Origin of the sequence: Actinomycetospora soli (genome assembly GCF_021026295.1) — a bacterium.
Classification (GTDB): domain Bacteria; phylum Actinomycetota; class Actinomycetes; order Mycobacteriales; family Pseudonocardiaceae; genus Actinomycetospora; species Actinomycetospora soli.
Map to the genome: position 1 here is coordinate 262,620 of NZ_JAJNDA010000007.1, position 18,958 is coordinate 281,577.

At 75.3% G+C, this 18,958-nt stretch carries 20 protein-coding genes; 14 read left to right on the plus strand and 6 right to left on the minus strand.

What is annotated here, in order from left to right; all coding sequences use genetic code 11:
- Positions 1-120 precede the first annotated feature (120 nt).
- The 3 genes from LN037_RS14185 (at position 121) to LN037_RS14195 (ending at position 2,646) form a co-directional block, all read left to right on the plus strand.
- Entirely contained in the window at positions 121-1,284 is a 1,164-nt protein-coding gene (locus LN037_RS14185; protein WP_372460449.1) for a fatty acid desaturase family protein, read from the plus strand.
- A gap of 46 nt (positions 1,285-1,330) precedes the next feature.
- Positions 1,331-2,107, plus strand: a complete 777-nt coding sequence (locus LN037_RS14190; protein WP_230753565.1) for a GAF and ANTAR domain-containing protein — start codon at positions 1,331-1,333, stop codon at positions 2,105-2,107.
- Positions 2,108-2,229: 122 nt separating this feature from the next.
- Positions 2,230-2,646 (plus strand): STAS domain-containing protein, encoded by a 417-nt coding sequence (locus LN037_RS14195; protein ID WP_230753567.1) that lies wholly within the window; start codon positions 2,230-2,232, stop codon positions 2,644-2,646.
- A 7-nt stretch (positions 2,647-2,653) separates the two neighbouring features.
- Here the strand turns inward: LN037_RS14195 and LN037_RS33590 are convergent, their stop codons facing one another.
- A complete protein-coding gene (locus LN037_RS33590) occupies positions 2,654-3,964 on the minus strand; it encodes a PucR family transcriptional regulator (RefSeq protein WP_230753569.1) in 1,311 nt (436 codons plus the stop codon).
- A gap of 125 nt (positions 3,965-4,089) precedes the next feature.
- Here LN037_RS33590 and LN037_RS14205 point away from each other — a divergent pair, with 125 nt between their 5' ends.
- The 5 genes from LN037_RS14205 to LN037_RS14225 all read left to right on the plus strand — a co-directional run bounded on the left by LN037_RS14205 (position 4,090) and on the right by LN037_RS14225 (position 9,732).
- The gene (locus LN037_RS14205) at positions 4,090-5,358 is read left to right on the plus strand and encodes an alpha/beta hydrolase (RefSeq protein ID WP_230753571.1); all 1,269 of its coding nucleotides are present in this window, start codon (positions 4,090-4,092) and stop codon (positions 5,356-5,358) included.
- A 108-nt stretch (positions 5,359-5,466) separates the two neighbouring features.
- Entirely contained in the window at positions 5,467-7,533 is a 2,067-nt protein-coding gene (thrS, locus tag LN037_RS14210) for a threonine--tRNA ligase (protein ID WP_230753573.1), read from the plus strand.
- 32 nt (positions 7,534-7,565) lie between these two features.
- Positions 7,566-8,180, plus strand: coding sequence for an HIT family protein (locus LN037_RS14215; RefSeq protein WP_230753575.1), 615 nt, complete (start codon positions 7,566-7,568; stop codon positions 8,178-8,180).
- Positions 8,177-8,857: a phosphatidylinositol phosphate synthase gene (gene pgsA, locus LN037_RS14220; RefSeq protein WP_230753578.1), complete on the plus strand. Its 681-nt coding sequence runs from the start codon at positions 8,177-8,179 to the stop codon at positions 8,855-8,857. Before LN037_RS14215 ends, pgsA begins: the two co-directional genes overlap by 4 nt.
- The gene (locus tag LN037_RS14225) at positions 8,854-9,732 is read left to right on the plus strand and encodes a phosphatidylinositol mannoside acyltransferase (RefSeq protein WP_230753580.1); all 879 of its coding nucleotides are present in this window, start codon (positions 8,854-8,856) and stop codon (positions 9,730-9,732) included. The genes pgsA and LN037_RS14225 overlap by 4 nt, the downstream gene beginning before the upstream one ends.
- Here LN037_RS14225 and LN037_RS14230 read toward each other — a convergent pair whose 3' ends face one another.
- The 3 genes from LN037_RS14230 to LN037_RS14240 are packed head-to-tail and all read right to left on the minus strand — an operon-like array spanning position 9,733 to position 11,188.
- The gene (locus LN037_RS14230; protein WP_230753583.1) at positions 9,733-10,407 is read right to left on the minus strand and encodes a DUF427 domain-containing protein; all 675 of its coding nucleotides are present in this window, start codon (positions 10,405-10,407) and stop codon (positions 9,733-9,735) included.
- Positions 10,404-10,802 (minus strand): VOC family protein, encoded by a 399-nt coding sequence (locus LN037_RS14235; RefSeq protein WP_230753586.1) that lies wholly within the window; start codon positions 10,800-10,802, stop codon positions 10,404-10,406. Before LN037_RS14235 ends, LN037_RS14230 begins: the two co-directional genes overlap by 4 nt.
- Positions 10,799-11,188, minus strand: a complete 390-nt coding sequence (locus LN037_RS14240; protein ID WP_230753588.1) for a hypothetical protein — start codon at positions 11,186-11,188, stop codon at positions 10,799-10,801. Before LN037_RS14240 ends, LN037_RS14235 begins: the two co-directional genes overlap by 4 nt.
- Before the next feature lie 66 nt (positions 11,189-11,254).
- On the opposite strand from LN037_RS14240, the gene LN037_RS33595 reads away from it, so the two are divergent.
- From LN037_RS33595 to LN037_RS33600, 3 genes are all read left to right on the plus strand, one after another.
- Positions 11,255-11,815 (plus strand): CGNR zinc finger domain-containing protein, encoded by a 561-nt coding sequence (locus LN037_RS33595; RefSeq protein WP_230753591.1) that lies wholly within the window; start codon positions 11,255-11,257, stop codon positions 11,813-11,815.
- A 103-nt stretch (positions 11,816-11,918) separates the two neighbouring features.
- The gene (locus tag LN037_RS14250; RefSeq protein ID WP_230753594.1) at positions 11,919-12,641 is read left to right on the plus strand and encodes a GntR family transcriptional regulator; all 723 of its coding nucleotides are present in this window, start codon (positions 11,919-11,921) and stop codon (positions 12,639-12,641) included.
- A gap of 42 nt (positions 12,642-12,683) precedes the next feature.
- Positions 12,684-13,898: an alpha/beta hydrolase gene (locus LN037_RS33600; protein WP_230753597.1), complete on the plus strand. Its 1,215-nt coding sequence runs from the start codon at positions 12,684-12,686 to the stop codon at positions 13,896-13,898.
- Positions 13,899-13,908: 10 nt separating this feature from the next.
- On the opposite strand, the gene LN037_RS14260 is transcribed toward LN037_RS33600, so the two are convergent.
- On the minus strand, positions 13,909-14,805 hold the full coding sequence (locus tag LN037_RS14260) for an SDR family oxidoreductase (protein ID WP_230753601.1): 897 nt from the start codon (positions 14,803-14,805) through the stop codon (positions 13,909-13,911).
- Between the two features lie 257 nt (positions 14,806-15,062).
- Between LN037_RS14260 and LN037_RS14265 the strand changes: the two genes are divergently transcribed.
- Complete coding sequence (locus tag LN037_RS14265; RefSeq protein ID WP_230753604.1) at positions 15,063-15,314, plus strand: hypothetical protein; 252 nt, start codon at positions 15,063-15,065, stop codon at positions 15,312-15,314.
- A 192-nt stretch (positions 15,315-15,506) separates the two neighbouring features.
- On the opposite strand, the gene LN037_RS33605 is transcribed toward LN037_RS14265, so the two are convergent.
- Positions 15,507-16,640 carry an adenylate/guanylate cyclase domain-containing protein gene (locus LN037_RS33605; RefSeq protein WP_230753606.1) on the minus strand — a complete coding sequence of 378 codons (1,134 nt, stop codon included), beginning with the start codon at positions 16,638-16,640 and terminating at the stop codon, positions 15,507-15,509.
- A 105-nt stretch (positions 16,641-16,745) separates the two neighbouring features.
- Here LN037_RS33605 and LN037_RS14275 point away from each other — a divergent pair, with 105 nt between their 5' ends.
- Together LN037_RS14275 and otsB are read left to right on the plus strand one after the other, a co-directional pair.
- Positions 16,746-17,957: an ROK family transcriptional regulator gene (locus LN037_RS14275; RefSeq protein WP_230753608.1), complete on the plus strand. Its 1,212-nt coding sequence runs from the start codon at positions 16,746-16,748 to the stop codon at positions 17,955-17,957.
- Between the two features lie 159 nt (positions 17,958-18,116).
- Complete coding sequence (gene otsB, locus LN037_RS14280; protein WP_230753609.1) at positions 18,117-18,920, plus strand: trehalose-phosphatase; 804 nt, start codon at positions 18,117-18,119, stop codon at positions 18,918-18,920.
- Positions 18,921-18,958 lie beyond the last annotated feature (38 nt).

Sequence of the window (18,958 nt, forward strand, 5' to 3'; positions counted from 1 at the left end):
ATGACCGCGCTCGACCACCGCCCGCTCACGAACCCGGAGATCATCCCGGACCACGTGACCCGCGTGAACGAGGCCAAGACGCCCACCGGGCCGGGCCGCGCGGGTGCGTCGACCGCACACATCACCGCCTCGACGGCGCACCTGTCGGTCGAGGACATCGAGCGCATCGGCGCCGAGCTCGAGGCCATCCGCGACGAGGTCATGTCGTCGCTGGGGGAGGCCGACGCCCGCTACATCCGCCGCGTGATCCGGACCCAGCGCGGCCTCGAGATCGCCGGCCGCGTCCTGCTGCTCGGCGCGCTCTTCCCGCCCGCCTTCGTGCTCGGGACCGCGTCGCTCGGCGTCGCGAAGATCCTCGAGAACATGGAGATCGGGCACAACGTCCTGCACGGGCAGTGGGACTGGATGCGCGACCCCGAGATCCACTCGACCACGTGGGAGTGGGACCACGTCTCGACCGCGGCCGGGTGGCAGCAGACCCACAACTACCTGCACCACACGTACACCAACGTGCAGGGCAAGGACCGCGACATCGGCTACAACGTGCTGCGGGTCGACCCCTCCCAGCCGTGGAAGCCGATCTACCTGATCCAGCCGCTGACGAACATGGGCCTCGCGCTCATCTTCGAGTGGGGCATCGGGCTGTTCGACCTCGAGCTCGACGACATCCCCAACGGCAAGAAGACCTGGCGCGAGAAGCTGCCGGAGATCAGGACGATGGCGCGGAAGGCCGGCAAGCAGCTGGCCAAGGACTACGTCGTCTTCCCCGCGCTGTCGGGTCCGTCGTTCGTCCAGGCCGCGGTCGGGGCCTTCCTGGCCAACACCATCCGCAACGTCTGGTCGCACGCGGTGATCTTCTGCGGCCACTTCCCGGTCGAGGTGGAGACCTTCGGCGAGGAGCGGCTGGAGAACGAGTCGCAGGCCGAGTGGTACGTGCGCCAGATGCTCGGCTCGGCCAACATCGAGGGCTCCGCGCTGCTGCACATCATGACCGGGAACCTCTCGCACCAGATCGAGCACCACCTCTTCCCGGACATGCCCTCGAACCACTACGCCGCGGTCGCCCCGAAGGTGCGCGACCTCTGCCGCCGCTACGGGCTGCCCTACCACTCGGGCCCGATGTGGAAGCAGTACGGCGGCGTGCTGTGGAAGATCGCGCGGCTCGCGCTGCCCGGGGGCCACGAGGTGATCGGCAAGCGGCAGCGCAAGGCCCTCCCGGTGGGCCGGAAGGCGGCCGCGACGCTGCGCCGACTGCGCGAGCGAGCGGTGCCACAGGCCGCCTGAGCTGCGCGTGCATCGGGCCGCACCCGGGGTTGCCTATGATTCGTCCGTGGCGGACGAACGTCGGTGGCAGGAGGATCGGGAGCGGTTCGTGGACAGCAACTCCGACGACGCGCTGGGGCCCCTGGCCGAGCAGTTCGTCTCCCTCGGTGAGGCCCTCTGCGGCGCCCGGCCGCAGCAGGGCGTGGCGGAGGTCCTGCGCCGGATCGTGACGGCCGCGCAGGAGATCACCGGCGCCGACGTGGTGTCGGTGACCCTGCGCGACGGCGACGGCTTCACCACGGCCGCGGAGACCGACGCCGTGGCCACCAAGGCCGACGCGGTGCAGTACGAGACCGGCGAGGGGCCCTGCGTCGAGGCCACCGTCGAGGACGGGCTCGGGTACTTCGCCTGCGCCGACCTCGCCCACGAGTCGCGCTGGCCCGAGTTCGGGCCGGCCGCCGCCGGGCTCGGCCTGCACGCGGTCTTCGCCACCGGCCTGTTCCCGCGCACCAGCGGGCCCCGGCTCGGCGCGCTGAACTACTACTCCCGCCAGGTCGGCGGGCTCGACCACGTCGACCGGGACCAGGCGCTGATCTTCGCCGTGCACGCCGCCGCCGTGCTGCAGGGCGCCCAGGCCGTCGAGGCCGCCGAGCTGCGGGCCACGCAGCTGCAGGAGGCGGTGCGCTCCCGCGACGTCATCGGCCAGGCCAAGGGCATCCTCATGGAGCGCCGCGGCCTGTCCGCCGACCAGGCGTTCGACACGCTGCGCCGCACGTCGCAGGAGCTCAACGTCAAGCTCCGCGACCTCGCGACCACCCTCGCGTCGCGGCGCGCCGACCTGTAGCCGGCCGGCTCACCGGGCGGAGCCGGCTCGCGGTTTACGCGGACCGGGGCAGCGGGAACCTCGAAGATCCCCCGTGGAGACCTCGCGGGACGACGGTGTCACCGTGTCTCCCGGAGGTTCCCGTGGCCGCTCCCACCACCCCGTCCGAACTCCCCGCCGGCCTGGACGAACGCCGCCGGCACGCCCGCACCGCCGCCGCCCGGCGCGCCGTCGACGGGGTCGGGACCAGCTGGTTCGACGACGGGTGCGTCGCGCTCGCCGTCGTCGGCGTCGTCGGCCCGCGCCAGGTCCGGGCGCTGCGCGATCTGCGTCCGCAGCTCGCCCGCGAGGCCTGGGCGGAGCTCGTCATCGACCTCGGTCACGTCGACGGCGAGTGCGGTCCCGCCCTCGTGCGCGTGCTCGGCCAGCTGCGGGTCCAGCGCCTGACCGCGGGGGCGCGGGTCGAGCTGCACGGCGCGCCCGCCGAGGTCGTCGCCGAGCTCGGCGCGCAGCCCGCGACGACGTTCACTGTGCACGAGGAGCCCGCGCCCTCGCGGTGAGGGCCGGTCAGCCCTCGACGACGGGTTCGGCGGCGAAGGCGCCGCCGAACCGCAGGGCGAGCGCCACCTCGAGCCGGGCGACCGGGTCGTCCAGTGCGCCCGCGAACGACTCCTTCAGCCGCGCGAGCCGGTAGCGCACGGTCTGCGGGTGCACGTGCAGGGTGCCCGCGGCCTCGGCCACGTCGCCGTGGGCGTCGAGCCACGCGCGCAGCGTCTCCACCGCGCGGTCGCGGGCCGAGGCGGTCATCCGGCGCAGCGGCTCGAGGCGCTGCGCGACGAGGTCGGTCGTCACCGACACGTCGGCGTGCAGCAGCAGCGTCAGCAGGTGGTCGTCCGAACGCACCAGCTGCGAGGGCGGGCGGTTGCCGCGGGAGGGTCGGTCGCCGGGCACGATCTCCCCGGCGGCGACGAGCGGCCAGGCCGACCGCGCGCGGGTGACGCTGCGGGCGATCTGGTCGAGGCCGACCGTCGGCCCGACGACCGCCGCGACGCCGGCCGTGGCGTCGGCGAGGTAGTCGGCCCGGCCGGGGCCGTCGGGGTCGGGGAGGACGACGACCCCGAGGCCGTCGACGCGGGAGCCGAGGGCGTCCGGGGGCAGGCGGCGGAACACCGCCTGCAGCGACTCCTCGTCGCAGATCATCACGGCGAGCCTGCGGGGCAGGGACCACTCGGCGTCGCGGGCCAGGCGCTCGAGCTCCGGGCCCTCGGGCGGGGGCGTGCGCATCAGGGCGGAGACGAGCGTGTGCCGGCGCGCCTGGCGGGAGCCCGCGGTCAGGCTCTGCTCGTGGGCGTACCCGGCCACCGACGCGGCCGCGAGCTGTTCGGTGTAGGCGAAGAGGGCCTCGGCCAGTCGGAAGATGTCGTCGGGAGTCAGGCCGTAGTCGTCGCTGCCCGCGGAGATGCGCCGCCAGAGCACGCGGGTGCCGACCCGGTAGGCGGTCTGCAGCGCGTCCATCGTGCGGCCGTGGCGGTGCTCGACGCGGCCGAGCTCGAAGTACACGCGCGTGTCGGGCAGGTCGGCGTCGGTGCCGAGCAGCTGCAGGAACTGCTCCAGGGCGACCGAGACGCCGCGGCGGATGTTCTGTCCGAACACCCCGTTCATCGACAGCGCGTACTCGGCGACCTGGGCGCGCACCTGCTCGATGATGTCGTCGCCGGTCTCCAGGACGACCGCCCGCATCCGGTCCGCGGCCGCCGGCGGCACCTCCGCCCAGGGGTGGCGCCGGGCGGGGTGCAGGTGGGCGCACCCGTCGACGGCGCGCAGGGGTGCCCGCGCCGCGTCGACGGCCCCGGCCTCCGCACCCGCTCCGTCGCTCACGAGGCCATTGTGGCCCAGACCGGGCGGTGCGGGGGAGACGCCGCGATCCGGGACACAGCACCTCCACAGCCCGCCCCGTCGGGTTCGGGGACATGATCGGGGGACACGGAGCGAGGGGGTGGCGGGTGGGCGGCTCGGGAGCCGGGCGTTGCGGGGCCGCGCCCCGCGGTGCCGGACGCGTCGCGCTCGTCGGCGGGCTCGGGGCCGCGCTCGTCACGACGGCGGGCTTCCGGCCCCTGACCCGGCGCTGGCCGGCGGCGATCGGCGCGTCCCTGCTCGCGGCCTTCGCCACCGAGCTGCCCCGCCCGACGGCGGCCCTGACCGGCGGGGTCGCCCTCCTGGCGGCCCGGCGCGGGGCGGGCCGGACGGTGCCCGGGCGGCTCGGGCTGGCCCTGGCGGCCGCGTCGGTGGCGGCGCTGCTCGAGCTCGACCGCCGCGCCCGCGCCACCGACGGGGTGCTGCGGGCCGCCCTGGTCGGCGCGTTCGGGCGCTCCGGGCCGGAGCCCGAACCACCGGCCTGGCTCTCGCCGCGGGCGATCACGGCGCCCCGCCGGTTCCGGGCCGCGGGGGCGCGGGACGTGCCCTACGGCCCGCACGGGGTGGCCAACCTGCTCGACGTGTGGCGCCACCCCGACCTCCCCGACGACGCGCGGGCGCCCGTCCTGGTGGAGATCCACGGCGGGGCGTGGTCGTCGGGGCGCAAGGAGGGCGAGGGGAACCCGCTCATGGCCCACCTGGTCGCGCGGGGCTGGGTGTGCGTGACCGTGAACTACCGCCTGGGGCCCCGCCATCGGTGGCCGGCGATGATCGACGACGTCCGGGCCGCCCTGGGGTGGGTGCACACCCACATCGCCGACCACGGGGGCGACCCCGCGTTCGTCGCCGTCAGCGGTGGCTCCGCAGGCGCGCACCTCGCGGCCCTGGCCGCGCTGACCGGGGACGACGACGCGCACACCCGCGTCGACGCGGCGGTCACGCTCTACGGCATCTACGACCTGACCGCCGACGACGGCAGCGGCACGCTCGACGAGCTGCTGGCCGAGACGATGATGTCGGGCGCGCCGGCGGACTGGGCCGGGGCGTCGCCCACCCACCGCGTCACCGCGGGCGCCCCGCCGTTCCTCGTGCTGCACGGCACGGGGGACGCGATCGTGGTGCCGGAGCAGAGCCGCGGGTTCGTCCGGGCGCTGCGGGCGGGATCCCGTGCGCCCGTGGCCTACGCGGAGCTCCCGCACGCCCAGCACGCGTTCGACGCCCTGCCGACCCCGCGCACGATGCTCGTCGTCCGTGCCGTGGAGGCGTTCCTCGTCGGCGTCCTGGGGCACCGCCCGGCGCGACCGGGCGCGGCCGCCCTGGTGGCGGGGCGGGGACCGGGAGGGGCGCCGCGTCCGTGAGGCGCGGGTGGCGCGGGTGGCGCGCTCCGAACGGGGTCGACGGCGCTCGATAGGCTGGACGCACCGTGGCGGAGTCCGTCCGCCGCACCTCGACCCAGGAGTTCCACCGTGTCCTCGCCAGCCTCTCCCGCGTCCACCCAGCACGTCCGGGTCGCTGCGGGCACGACGGCGGGCCAGGCCGTCCGGGAGGCGGGCCTCCCGGGCTCCGGGCCGCAGGCGGTCGTCGTCGTGAAGGCCCCCGACGGCACCCTGAAGGACCTCGCCTGGGTGCCGCAGGAGGACGTCGACGTCACCCCCGTGGCGGCCGACACCGAGGACGGCCGCGCCGTCATCCGGCACAGCGCGGCGCACGTGCTCGCGCAGGCCGTCCAGCAGAAGTTCCCGGACGCCAAGCTCGGCATCGGCCCGCCCGTCACCGACGGCTTCTACTACGACTTCGCGGTGGAGCGCCCCTTCACCCCCGAGGACCTGGCGGACCTCGAGAAGTCGATGCGCAAGATCATCAAGGCGAAGCAGCGGTTCGCCCGCCGCGAGTACGCCTCGCTCGACGAGGCCCGCGCCGAGCTGGCCCACGAGCCGTTCAAGCTCGAGCTGGTCGACCTCAAGGGCAACTCCGACGCGGAGGCCGACGGCGAGATCATGGAGGTCGGGGCGGGGGAGCTCACCGCCTACGACAACATCCACGCCCACACCGGCGACCGGGTCTGGGGCGATCTCTGCCGCGGCCCGCACGTGCCCACCACCGGCTACATCCCCGCCTTCAAGGTCACCCGCAGCGCCGCGGCGTACTGGCGCGGGGACCAGCGCAACGCGCAGCTCCAGCGCATCTACGGCACCGCGTGGGAGTCGCAGGAGGCCCAGGACGCGTACCTGGAGCGCCTCGCCGAGGCCGAGCGGCGCGACCACCGGCGCCTCGGCTCCGAGCTCGACCTGTTCAGCTTCCCCGACGAGATCGGGTCCGGCCTCGCGGTCTTCCACCCCAAGGGCGGGGTGATCCGCAAGGAGCTGGAGGACTACTCGCGGCAGCGGCACGCGGAGGCCGGCTACGAGTTCGTCAACACCCCGCACGCCACCAAGGGCTCGCTGTTCGAGCTGTCCGGGCACCTCGACTGGTACCACGAGGGCATGTACCCGCCCATGCAGCTCGACGAGGAGCGGGGTCCCGACGGCGAGCTGAAGCGGGCCGCCGTCGACTACTACCTCAAGCCGATGAACTGCCCGATGCACAACCTGATCTTCCGGTCGCGCGGGCGGTCCTACCGGGAGCTGCCGCTGCGGCTCTTCGAGTTCGGCACGGTCTACCGCTACGAGAAGTCGGGCGTGGTGCACGGGCTCACCCGGGCCCGCGGCTTCACCCAGGACGACGCCCACATCTACTGCACCCGCGAGCAGATGGCGGGCGAGATCGCCTCGCTGCTCGAGTTCGTCCTCGGCCTGCTGCGCGACTACGGGCTCGACGACTTCTACCTCGAGCTCTCCACCCGCAACCCGGAGAAGTCGATCGGGTCCGACGAGGCGTGGGAGGAGGCCACCGACGCGCTGCGCGAGGCGGCCTCGAGCTTCGGCCTCGACCTCGTCGACGACCCGGGTGGCGCCGCCTTCTACGCCCCGAAGATCAGCGTCCAGGCCAAGGACGCGATCGGCCGGTACTGGCAGATGTCGACCATCCAGGTCGACCTCATGCTGCCCGACCGCTTCGAGCTGGAGTACACCGCGAGCGACGGCTCCCGGCAGCGTCCGGTGATGATCCACCGTGCGCTGTTCGGGTCGATCGAGCGCTTCTTCGGCGTGCTGACCGAGCACTACGCCGGGGCGTTCCCGGCGTGGCTCGCGCCGGTCCAGGCCGTCGCGATCCCGGTGTCGAACGACCAGGCCGAGTACGTCGACGGCATCGTCGGGAAGCTCCGGGCGCTCGGGCTGCGGGTCGAGGCGGACCACTCCGACGACCGGATGCAGAAGAAGATCCGGACGCACACCCTGCAGAAGGTGCCGTTCCTGCTGCTCGCGGGCGGCAAGGACGCCGACGCCGACGCGGTGTCGTTCCGCTTCCGCGACGGCAGCCAGGTCAACGGCGTGCCCGTGGACCGCGCGGTCGAGGCGGTCGCCGACTGGGTCGCCCGGCGCGAGAACACCTCGCCCGACGAGGCCTCGTTCGGTCCCCGAGTGAACGGCTGACCGGTGCCTGACCCGACGAGCACGATGGGACCGTGGTGACGGACGGGGTGACCGATCCGGGTCGGCCGCCCGAGCCGGGGCGGCCCGACTCGGGCGTGCCGAGCGAGCACCCGCAGGGTGCCGACGAGCTGGCCGGCGCGGGCACGCCCGACGGGTTCCGCCGCCTCTGGGCCCCGCACCGCATGGCCTACATCGCGGGCGAGCAGGGGACCGGTGAGGTCGACGGCGGCTGCCCGCTGTGCGCCATCCCGGGCAAGTCGGACGCCGACGGCCTCGTCGTCGCCCGCGGCGAGCACGTGTACGCGGTGCTGAACCTGCACCCGTACAACCCCGGGCACCTCATGGTGGTGCCCTACCGGCACGTCGCGAAGCTCGACGAACTGACCGACGACGAGTCGTCCGAGCTCATGCGCGTCACCCAGCAGGCGGTCCGGGCCCTGCGCACGATGTCGTCCCCGCACGGGTTCAACGTCGGCATCAACCTCGGTCACGTGGCCGGCGGCTCGCTCGCCGACCACCTGCACCAGCACGTCGTGCCCCGCTGGGGCGGCGACGCCAACTTCATCACCGTCATCGGCCAGACCAAGGTGATCCCGGCGCTGCTCGCCGAGACCCGGGACCGGCTCTCCGAGGTCTGGGACTCATGATCAACGACTGGGGTCGCGCGGCGATCAACCGCAGCCTCGAGCCGGCCGGCCGCTGGCTCGTCCGTCGGGGCATCCACCCCGACGCCATGACCGTCTTCGGGACGGCGGGTGCCACCGGCTTCGCGATCTGGCTCATCCCGACGGGGCATCTCTTCGCGGCGTCGATGATCGTCTGGGGCTTCGCGATGCTCGACGTCCTCGACGGCGCCATGGCGCGCGCCCGGGGGGTGACGAGCCCCTTCGGCGGGGTGCTCGACTCGCTGTGCGACCGCATCGTCGACGGCACCGTCTTCGCCGGGATCGCCTGGTGGGCCGCGGCGAACGACCGCTGGATCATCGTGGCGCTCGCGCTGGTCTGCCTGATCTCCGGGCAGCTCATCTCCTACATCAAGGCGCGCGCCGAGGCGGCCGGGCTCCAGGGCGGCGGCGGCGTCGTCGAGCGGGCGGAGCGGCTCATCCTCGGTCTGACCGGGATCGGACTCACCGGCCTCGGGCTCTGGTGGGCGGTCGACGTGGCGCTGTGGCTGCTCACGGCGGGCTCCCTCGTGACGGTCGGGCAGCGCATCCACACGGTCTGGGTCAGCGCGCGCGAGCAGTACGGCGCCGCGACCGGTCGCACCGACGCCCCCGACCGGGCCGCGCTCGAGCCGGGCGGGCCCAGCCGGGACGGCGGGTGAGCTGGTCCGAGCGCGCCGCCGACCTCGGGTACGCGGCGGGCTGGCAGGTCGTGCGCGGCCTGCCCGAGCCGGTCGCCCGCGGGGTGTTCGACCTCGGCGCCGACCTCGCGGCGCACCGCGGCGGGCGCGGGGTCGAGCGCCTGCGGGCCAACTACGCCCGCGTCCGTCCGGACCTGTCCGACCACGCCCTCGACGAGCTGACCCGCGCCGGGGTCCGCTCCTACGCGCGGTACTGGCGCGAGGCGTTCCGGCTGCCCTCGGTCGACCCGAAGGCGCTGGCGGACGAGGTCGACGACGACGTCGTCGGCCGGGAGCACCTCGACGCCGCCCTCGCCCGGGGCCGCGGCGCGGTCGTCGCGCTGACCCACTCGGGCAACTGGGACGTCGTCGGCACCTGGGCGGTGCAGCGCTACGGCGGGTTCGCGACGGTGGCCGAGCGGCTCCGTCCCGAGTCGCTCTTCCAGCGGTTCGTCGCATACCGGGAGTCGCTCGGCTTCGAGATCCTCCCGATGACCGGCGGCGAGGCACCCGTCCGCGGCCTGCTGCGGGCCCTGCGGGCGGGACGGATCGTCTGCCTCGTGGCCGACCGCGACCTCTCCCACCACGGCGTCGGCGTCGACTTCTTCGGGCACCGGGCCGCGATGCCGCCCGGGCCGGCGTCGCTCGCGGCCGCCACCGGGGCACCGCTGCTCCCGCTCGGCTGCTGGTTCACCGAGCGGGGCTGGGGCTTCCGCATCAACCCGCCGATCACCGTCGGCTCCCGGGACGACGTGCCCGCCGCGACCCAGGCGATGGCGGACGCGTTCGCCGGGGAGATCGCGCAGCACCCGCAGGACTGGCACATGCTCCAGCGCATCTGGCCCGACCTCGGCTGATCACGGGTCGACCTCCACGACGACGCGGGTGTCGTCGAAGGCGACCAGCCCGGCGATCGCGCCGAGGGCGGCGGTGGGTGCCCCGTAGGTCCACGCCACGTCGGCCAGGTCGGCGGTGCTCCACCAGGCGGTGGTGACGCCCTTGTACGGGCAGCGGGTGACCGTGTCCGACGGGGTCAGCAGCGACCAGGCCACGACCGTGGGGTCGAGGTACCAGCGCGGTGGCAGGCCGGTCTCGAACACAGCGACGGGCGACGACGACCGCGCCAGCACCTCCCGCGAGCCGGGGAGGCGGACCGTCACCGTGCGATCGGCGCGGAGGGCGTCCACCCGGACGTACGGGTTGCGGGGGTGGCCGTGGATCCGCTCGGACTCCTCGAACCACGCGACGGTCTCGTCGAGGGTGACGACGACGTGGTCGCGGAGGCGGTCGTCGGGCGGGGCCGGGCGGGCCGACGCCGCGAGCCGGTCCGCGAGGTCGGCGCGCGGCACCGCGTACTGCGGGTAGTACGGGTGCTCCCAGACGTAGAAGGCCCGCGTGGTGTCCAGCGCCCAGCCCGCGGCGTCGCGGGCCCGCAGCCGCCGCGGGCACGGGGCGACGTGGCCGGCGGCGACGGGAGGTCCCGGGAAGTGGCCGGGCGCGAGGCCCTCGGCGGCCGGGCGGGAGGTCGTCACGCGGGCTCCCGGTCCCGGTCCCCGTCCTGGTCGCCGTGCCGGCCGAGCACGCAGAACGCGTTGCCCTCCGGGTCGGCCAGCACCACCCAGGGGTGGTCGGGCGCGGGGTCGACCACCCGCGCGCCCAGGTCGGTCAGCCGGGCGATCTCGGCCTCCCGGGTGCTGCCGTCGGTCTGCAGGTCGAGGTGGATCCGGGTCTTCCCCGGTGTGGGGTCGGCGACCTGCTGGAGGAGGAGGTCGGTACCGCCCGCGACCGGGACGGTGACGTAGGTGGTGCCGTGCGCGTCCGTCGAGCGCTCGCCCACGGCCACGCCGAGGGCGCGCGCCCAGAAGTCGGCGAGGGCGACGGGGTCGACCGCGTCGATGGTGACGGCGAGCAGGGTCGACGGGCTCATCCGCGCACCGCCGCCGTCGCCGTCGCGGTTCGGGCGGACAGGAGGTCGCGGACGGCCTCGAACTGGTCGGGGCGCCCGACCCAGCGGACCCGGCCGGGCCGCTCGCGGAGCACGCGGAGCAGGGCCAGCCGGTCGGCGGTCCGCGCCGGTGCGCCGAGCGCGGGGTGCGCGGTGAACGTCGCGCGCCAGCGCCCGGGATCGAGGACGACCACGTGGTCGACGCCCGGCAGCTGGTCGACGAGACCGGGGTGGTCGTCCGGGGTGGCGACCCTCGCCTGCGCCAGCCCGACGAGGAGGTCGACCGCGCGGGACGCAGCGTGCAGGCCGCGCCCGTCGGGTCGGGCCGGGACGACGAGCACGGTCGGGAGCGGGGGCGAGCTGGACATCGACGGCCTCCGGCTAAGGGGTAAAGTCATGTTGACGCGCTTACCGTAGGAGGGAGTGTGTAAGGCGTGCAAGTTGCTTTTGACGATTACGTATGGTCGGCCGGGCTCGCGACCGACCTCGCGAACACCTCGCCGACGGTGTGGCACGGAGTCGATCAGCTCCCGGACGTCGCGGCGCTGCAGGCCTTCCTCGACGAGCACGGTCTCGCCGGGCGCGGCCTCGTCCTGCGCGCGGTCGACCCCGCCGACCTCGCTCCCGTCCAGGCGCTGCGCGACCGCCTCCGCCCCGTGATCGAGGAGCAGGACCCGGCCCGGCGGGTCGCCGCCGCCGGTGCGCTGACCGGTGCGGTCGGGGGCGTGACGCTGGCCGACGGCTGGGCGGTGACGGTCCCCGACGACGCGTCCCCGGCCGAGGTGCTCGGCGTCGTGGCGGGCGTCGGCATCCTCGCCGTGCAGCTGCACCTCGGCGCTGAGCGCTGCCGCGCCTGCTCGTCCGACACCTGCTCGGGCGTCTTCATCGACACCAGCCGCCCGGGCCGGCGCCGGTACTGCATGCCCGGCCACTGCGGCAACCGTGCGAACGTGGCCGCCCACCGTGCCCGCCGTCGTGCCGCGGGCCTGGGCTGAGCGGGCGACGACCCCGCGTCCGATCCGGCAGATTGTGGACAACTCAACAGCGCAATCGGTTACGGGTACCTGCGGTACCTGACATGCGTGGTAGGACGACGGGATGCCGGTGTCGCGCGTCGCCCACGTCGCGGCCGAGGTGGAGCGGTTGTGCCGCGCCCTCGGCCCGGGCGCGCTGTTGCCGGGGGAGCGGGAGCTCGCGCAGTCGTGTGCGGTCTCCCGGTCGACGGTCCGCCTGGCCCTCGCCGACCTGACCAGCCGCCGGGTCGTCGAGCGGCGGCACGGTGCGGGGACCTACGCCCGGCGGACCGCCCCCGCGCACCCCCTGGATGCGGTGTCGTTCCGCGACGACATGGAGCGCCGGGGGCTGCGCCCGGCGACGCGCGTGCTGTGGAGCGACGAGCTCCCGGCCGACGAGGACCTGGCGGCCGGGCTCGGGATCGGGGCCGGCGAACCCGTCGTCCGGATCGCCCGTCTGCGCCTGGCCGACGACGAGCCGATGGCCCGCGAGGTGCTCCACGTCCCCGCGGCCGTCGCGCCCGGCCTCCGCGGCGCCGACCTCGAGGACGGCGCCTCCTGGTACGAGCTGCTCGAGGCGCGCTACGGCCGGCGGATCGCCGACGGCACGCAGACGGCCGAGCCGGTGCTGGCCGCGGGCGAGGACGCCGCACTGCTCGGGGTCGCGTCGGGGAGCCCGGCCTGGCGGTTCGTGCGGACGTCGCGGGACGAGTGCGGCGGAGCCGTGGAACGGGTCGACGCCCTCGTGCGCGCCGACCGCTACCTCGTCGAACTGCCCATCACCCGTCCGCGCGGTCGACACCGCTGACCGCCGACGCGGGGGTGCGGCGCGGCCGTAGGGTTCCCGACCGTGACGGTCACCAGCGCACCGCCCGGCCCCCGCCAGCGCGTCGGCGCAGTGCTCGCCGGGCTCACGCTGCTGGTGCTGGGGGCCGTGGTGGTCGTCGTGCTGCTCGTGGCCCTGGGTGCGCTCGTGCCGGGGCTCGGACCGCTGTCGGGGAACGCCACCATCGCGGTCCAGACGTACGGCCCGCCGCTCGTGGTGGCCGGCCTCGTCGCCACGCTGCTCGCGCTGGCGGTGCGCCTGCGGCTGCGGCGCGCGGGCACGGTGGTGGCCGGGCTCGGGGCGCTCGGCACCGTTGCGCTGGGCGTGGTCGTCGGCCTGGTGGTGTCGGCCGCCGGTGCCGCCGGGGGCGCCGTCGACCTCGTCCGGGCCGTGGACCCGCACGGCGACGTCTCGGTCCCGGACGGCTACCCGCAGTACGGCACGGGCCCGGACGGGGCGCCCCTGCGCGCGGCGATCTACCGCCCCGGCGGTGCCGTCGGCCCCGCCCCGATCCTCGTGTACGTGCACGGCGGCGGGTGGGCGGCGGGCTCCGAGCTGGACAACTCCGCCGACCTGCGGTGGTTCGCCCAGCGCGGGCGCCTCGTGATCAGCGTCGGCTACACCCTCTCCACCCCGGAACGCCCGACCTGGGACCTCGCCGCCGCCCAGGTGGCCTGCGCCCTCGCGCAGCTGCCCGCGCTCGCTCCCGGTCTCGGCGGCGACCCGACCCGGATCGTGCTCGCAGGGGACTCCGCGGGCGGGCAGCTCGCCGTGTCGGTCGCCTACCACGCGGCGTCGCGCACCCAGCCCTCCGCGTGCGGCGGACGCGTCCCGGTGCCGCGCGGGGTCCTCGTGCAGTACCCCGCCGTGGACCCCGTCGGTGCGTGGCGGGACGGCACCTTCCCCGGGGAGCCCGGGAACCCCGGCCGGGTCCTGCTCGAGACCTACACCGGCGGCACCCCGACGGAGGTGCCCGACCGGTACACCGCCATCGCCGGGATCCCCGCGATCACCCCGGCCGCCCCGCCCACCCTGGCCCTCGTGCCCTCCGACGACGAGCTCGTGCCGCCGGCGGGGCCCGAGGACTTCGTGGCCGCCGCCCGGTCCACCGGCGTGGACGCCACGTTGGTCACCGTGCCGTTCGCCAACCACGCCTACGACGTCGGCGCGATCGGCTCCCTGGGCAACCAGGTCCGCCGCAGCGTGAGCGACCGCTGGCTCACCGACCGCGGCTGGTGAGCCGCGCCGGTCAGTGCAGCGCCCAGGCATCGGGCTGCGTCCCGTCGAGGTCGACCACGTCGTAGGCCCGGGCCAGCTCGCCCGCGGTCACCGAGGCCTGGTTCCACCGGGCCCGGTCGGGGTCGGCGGCCAGCGCGGCGATCCCGCGCCCGACGAACCGCGGCGTCTCCGACTGCCCGAACCCCTCGGGGGCGCTGGTCCCCACGGCCTCGCGCCAGGTCTCCTCGGTCACCCCGTACGTCTCGAGCATCAGCTCCGAGCGCATCCACCCGGGCGTGACGGCGAGGGCCGTCGCCCCGTGCGGCGCGAGCTCGTGGCCCTGCGACCACCCGAGCCGGTTCACGGCGACCTTCGCGAGGTCGTAGAACACCGAGATCCGGTAGTTCCCGGCGTTGAACGCCGTGGTCCCGTCGGTGACCTCGACGACCAGGCCGCCCGGACGGGCCAGCACCAGGGGCAGCAGGTGGTGCGACGTGATCAGGTGCGTGTCGATCGCCAGCCGGAGGATCCGCAGCCCCACGTCGAGGTCGTGCTCCCAGACCGGGGTGTCCCACTCCGCCGGCGCGCCCTTGAGGTCCTCCGCGCCCCAGATGTCGTTGACCAGCACGTCGAGGCCGCCGAACTCCTCCCGGCACCACGCCGCGAGCTCGGCCACCTGCGCCGCGTCGAGGTGGTCGACCTGCCGGGCGATGCCGCGCCCCCCGAGGGCGGTGACCAGCTCGGCGGTCCCCTCGATCGTCTCCGGACGCCCCGCGTAGTCCGACACCACGTCCGCGCGCCCGGCGCGGCTGGACCGCCCCGTGCACACCACCGTCGCCCCCGCCTCGCCGAACGCGGCCGCGATGCCACGCCCGGCCCCGCGGGTGGCACCGGCCACCACCACCACGGATCCCGTCAGATCGGTCATGTCGGGCACTGTGCCCGAGGGGTCCGACAGTCTCCGCTGGGTCACGGCGTCGGACGCGGGGTTGACCGGGTCGAGCGCGCGGGTGTTCAGTGATCGTCGGTCCCGCGAGGTGTGAGGAGGTGGGCGATGAGTCCCGGTCACAGTCCCGGCGCCGGTCCCCGGCTCCGCTCGGCCCGCCCCTCCTCGCCCGCCTCCCGCCCGGCCTGACCCGGCGCGCGACGCGGGCGTGCCCGCACGCGCCCGAAACCGAGGCCGCCATGAGCATCACCATCACGATCACCATCCCCGCGCCCACCGTCCTGACCCGTCGTCCGGACCTGACCTGGCGCACCGTCCGGCCGCTCGTCCCCGTCCTGCTCGCCGGCGCCGAGCAGCTCGTGCCGGGGCTCGGCCTCGTCGTCGCGATCGCCGGCCTGGTCGGGGTGCGCGCCGCGGTCGAGGTCCCCGACACGGTCGCCGAGCCGGAGGCGGACGACGCGGAGGAGCGATCACTCCGGCTCGTCGCCTGACCTCCGCGGGGCTCGACGCCGTCCGCGAGTGGCACCTGAGGCAGGTTCTGGGGCCCGTGGACATGCCTGGCGGACCACTCGCGAGCAGGCCGGGAGCGTAGGACCCGGACGCCGCGCCCGAGTGGCACACAAGGCAGGTCCCTGGGGCCCGTGGACGTGCCTGACGGACCACTCGCGGGCGGGCCGAGGTGCTCAGGACCCGGACGGCACCCCGGTCAGGTCGACCACCGCCAGGGTGCCGGCGTCGCGCAGCGCCTTCCGGTCGTCGCCGGCGAGCTCGGCGAGCGGCCGGTAGGTCAGGCGCAGCGGGTCGATCCCCAGGGCGGCGGCGTCGTCGAGGTCCAGCCGCTCCACCAGGGTCTTCGACACGAGCGTCTGCCCACCCGTCGCGACCTGCTCCACGCGGGCGCACTCGTTCACCTCGTCGCCCAGCGCGGTGACCTCCAACCGGCCACCGGTGACGATCTGGCCGATGTAGAGGTCGGCGCCCCAGTGCAGGCCCACGTTCACGCGGCAGTCGTCGACGGTCACCCCGGCGCCGTCGTCGGCCAGCGCCTCGACGATCGTGCACACCTCCCCGGCCAGGGACAGGCCCACGGCCAGGGCCGCCCGCGCCGCGGCCGACTCCGACCCGGGGCCCGCGCAGGTCGCGAGGAAGAACGCGGAGGCCCCGTCGCCCGCGTGCTTGCCGACGATGCCGCCGTGCCGGGCCACCAGGTCGTCGAACACCGTGGTGAAGCGCCGGACGAGGTCGAAGTAGACCGGCGTGGGCAGCCGCCGGGCGAGCGGGCCCGAGGAGTCGATGTCGGCGAAGAGCACGGCGGTGGGGCGGCGGCCGGGCTCGGTGAGGTCGGCCATCCGCGTGAACATGGCCTCGTCGCCCTCGCTGACCAGGGCGAGCACGCGCGCGGGGAGCAGCGGGGCGAACACCAGCGCGGTGCCCGCGGGTCGGCCGTCGGGCCCGCGCAGGGTCAACCCGAGCATGCCGACGGGCCGGCTCCGCCCCGCGAGGTTCAGCTCGACGGGGGAGACCCAGAGCGGGGCCAGGTCGTGGTCGGGCTGCAGCCGCCGGGCGAGGTCGGCCCGCAGCTCGGCCCGGGTGGACTCGGAGAGCATGTCCGACCAGATCGGGAGCTCGAGGCCCTCGTCGAGGTGCATCCCGCGACCGACCTCGGTGTCGCCGTCGGCGCCCGCGAGCTGCAGCATCTGGTCGGAGACCCACTCCAGCCGCCCGTCGTCGTCGTAGACCTGCGACGCCGTCCGGCTCTCGATCAGCGCGTCGACGACCGACCGGCGCAGGGCGTCGAGGTCCGTCGCGTGATCCACCGGGCGGACGCTAGCGCTGCGCGGCGGACGACGCCGAGGTGCCGTTCGTCGGATCGAGGGACCGCGCGAGTGACACAGGCCACAGCCGAGCGCTAGATTCATTGAATGAACGCGGCGAGGCCCGGCTCCCCGGCAGGGCTGCGGGAGGCGAACCGTCGCCGCGTGCTCGACGCCGTGCTCGAGGCGGGGGAGCCGACGCAGTCCGGGATCGCCGCCGCCACCGGGCTCGCGCCGGCGACCGTCTCCAACATCGTGCGCGACCTCTGCCGCGAGGGCCGGCTGACCGCGTCCACGGCCGTCCGGGGCGGACGCCGGGTGCGGGCGGTCCGGATCACCCCGCTCCCGGGCGTCGTCGCCGGGATCGACTTCGGGCACCGGCACGTCCGCGTCGGGCTCGGGCGGCCCACGACGACGGGGCCGGTCGACGACGACGGCGCGGGTCGGCTCCTGGCCGAGCGGGGCACCTCGCTCGCCGAGGGCCACGACGCGCGGGTCGGGCTGGACGCCGCGGCGGCCCTGCTCGACGAGGCCCTGGCGGCGGCAGGCGTCGACCGGGCCGAGCTGCTCGCCGTCGGGATCGGTCTCCCTGCGCCGGTCGACGCCCGCACGGGTGCGGTGGGGGAGCCCGGCATCCTGCCCGGCTGGGTCGGGATCCGCCCGGCCGCGGTCGCCGCGGAGCGCTTCGACGTCCCCGTCGTGGTCGACAACGACGCCCTGCTCGGCACCCTCGCCGAGCAGGCCTGGGGCGCGTTGCACGAGGTCGAGGACGGCCTCTACCTCAAGCTCTCGGACGGCGTGGGCGCCGGGCTGGTGCTCGGCGGCCGGCCCTACCGGGGGCGCAGCGGGACGGCGGGCGAGCTCGGCCACGTCGTCGTCGACGACTCCGGCGGCCCGCCCGGTGGCGCCGTCTGCCGCTGCGGCAACCGCGGCTGCCTGGAGACCTGGGCCTCGACGGCGACCGTCGTCGGGCTCCTGGAGCCCCTGCTCGGGGCGCCGCTGTCGGTCGAGGAGGTCGTCGCGCGCGCCCGCGGCGGGCACGCGCCGTCGCGTCGGGTGCTGGCCGACACGGGCGCGCACGTCGGACGGGCGCTCGGCGGTCTGTGCAGCGTCCTCACCCCCGCCCGGATCGTCGTCGGGGGTGAGCTGGCCCAGGCCGAGGACCTGCTGCTGGACCCGCTGCGCGCCGCGCTCGAGCGGTGGGCCCTGCCCGGCGCGGCCGACGGCGTCGAGGTGACGACGGCCCGGCTGGGTCGCCACGCGCACGTCCTGGGGGCCGTCGCGCTCGCCCTCGACCACGTCCTCGCGACGCGGCCCTGACCGGCAGGACACCGGCCCGCACGCGTGCCAAGATCGGCGCCGCGCGTTCATCCGTTGACCGCGTGTGGACCCGGAACTAGCCTGTGAAGCGCGTCACAAGCTGCTCGGTGCATCGTCCGGACAGGGCCCTGGCGCACGTCGACGTGGAGGTCGCAACAGATGAGCGCGCGTGCGTCGGAGCTGCCCGGGCCCGCCGAGGCGCTCGCCGACCGGGGGGACGGCCGGAGGCCGGCGGTGTTCCTCGACTACGACGGCGTGCTCACCCCGATCGTCGACCGGCCCTCCGACGCGATCATGACCGACGAGATGCGCCGGATCGTCTCCGACCTCGCCCACCGCGCGAGCGTCTGCGTCGTCTCCGGCCGCGACCGCGCGGTGGTGATGGAGCTGATGGGCCTCGACGACCTCGTCGTCGCCGGCAGCCACGGGTTCGACATCCACTCCCCGCGGACCGGCCGCATCACCCACGACGCCTCGACCGGCTTCGAGGAGCTCGTCGAGACGGTGACCCGCGAGGTCACCGAGCGCGCCGGAACGATCGAGGGCACCCTCGTGGAGCCCAAGCACGCCTCGGTCGCCCTCCACTACCGCGGGGTCGACCCGTCCGCCCACGACCGGGTGCAGAGCCTCGTCGACGACGTGCTCGCCGCCCACCCCGACCGGTTGCGCGTGACCCCCGGCAAGTTCGTCCACGAGATCCAGCCGAAGATCGACTGGAACAAGGGCCGTGCCGTCGAGCACCTGCTCGACGTCCTGGACCTGCGCGGCGCGGACGTGCTGCCGATCTACGTCGGCGACGACGTCACCGACGAGGACGCCTTCCGTGCCCCGAGCATCGCCGACGGCGGGCTCGGGGTGCTGGTGATCGACCCGGCCGAGGCCGCCGACCGCGAGACCGCCGCGTCGGCGGTGCTCCCCGACGTCGAGGCGGTCGGCGCCTTCCTCGACGCGCTGGCCCGCTGACCACCCCACCCCGCCGACCCGCCCGAGACGCTGCCGCA

What these genes read in the sequence shown, in the direction of transcription:
- pgsA (WP_230753578.1), top strand. Translation starts at nt 8,177, where the DNA reads ATGATCAACGACTGGGGTCGCGCGGCGATCAACCGCAGCCTCGAGCCG.
- LN037_RS14235 (WP_230753586.1), bottom strand. Translation starts at nt 10,802, where the DNA reads ATGAGCCCGTCGACCCTGCTCGCCGTCACCATCGACGCGGTCGACCCC.
- LN037_RS14240 (WP_230753588.1), bottom strand. Translation starts at nt 11,188, where the DNA reads ATGTCCAGCTCGCCCCCGCTCCCGACCGTGCTCGTCGTCCCGGCCCGA.
- LN037_RS14250 (WP_230753594.1), top strand. Translation starts at nt 11,919, where the DNA reads ATGCCGGTGTCGCGCGTCGCCCACGTCGCGGCCGAGGTGGAGCGGTTG.
- LN037_RS14260 (WP_230753601.1), bottom strand. Translation starts at nt 14,805, where the DNA reads ATGACCGATCTGACGGGATCCGTGGTGGTGGTGGCCGGTGCCACCCGC.
- LN037_RS14265 (WP_230753604.1), top strand. Translation starts at nt 15,063, where the DNA reads ATGAGCATCACCATCACGATCACCATCCCCGCGCCCACCGTCCTGACC.
- LN037_RS14275 (WP_230753608.1), top strand. Translation starts at nt 16,746, where the DNA reads ATGAACGCGGCGAGGCCCGGCTCCCCGGCAGGGCTGCGGGAGGCGAAC.
- otsB (WP_230753609.1), top strand. Translation starts at nt 18,117, where the DNA reads ATGAGCGCGCGTGCGTCGGAGCTGCCCGGGCCCGCCGAGGCGCTCGCC.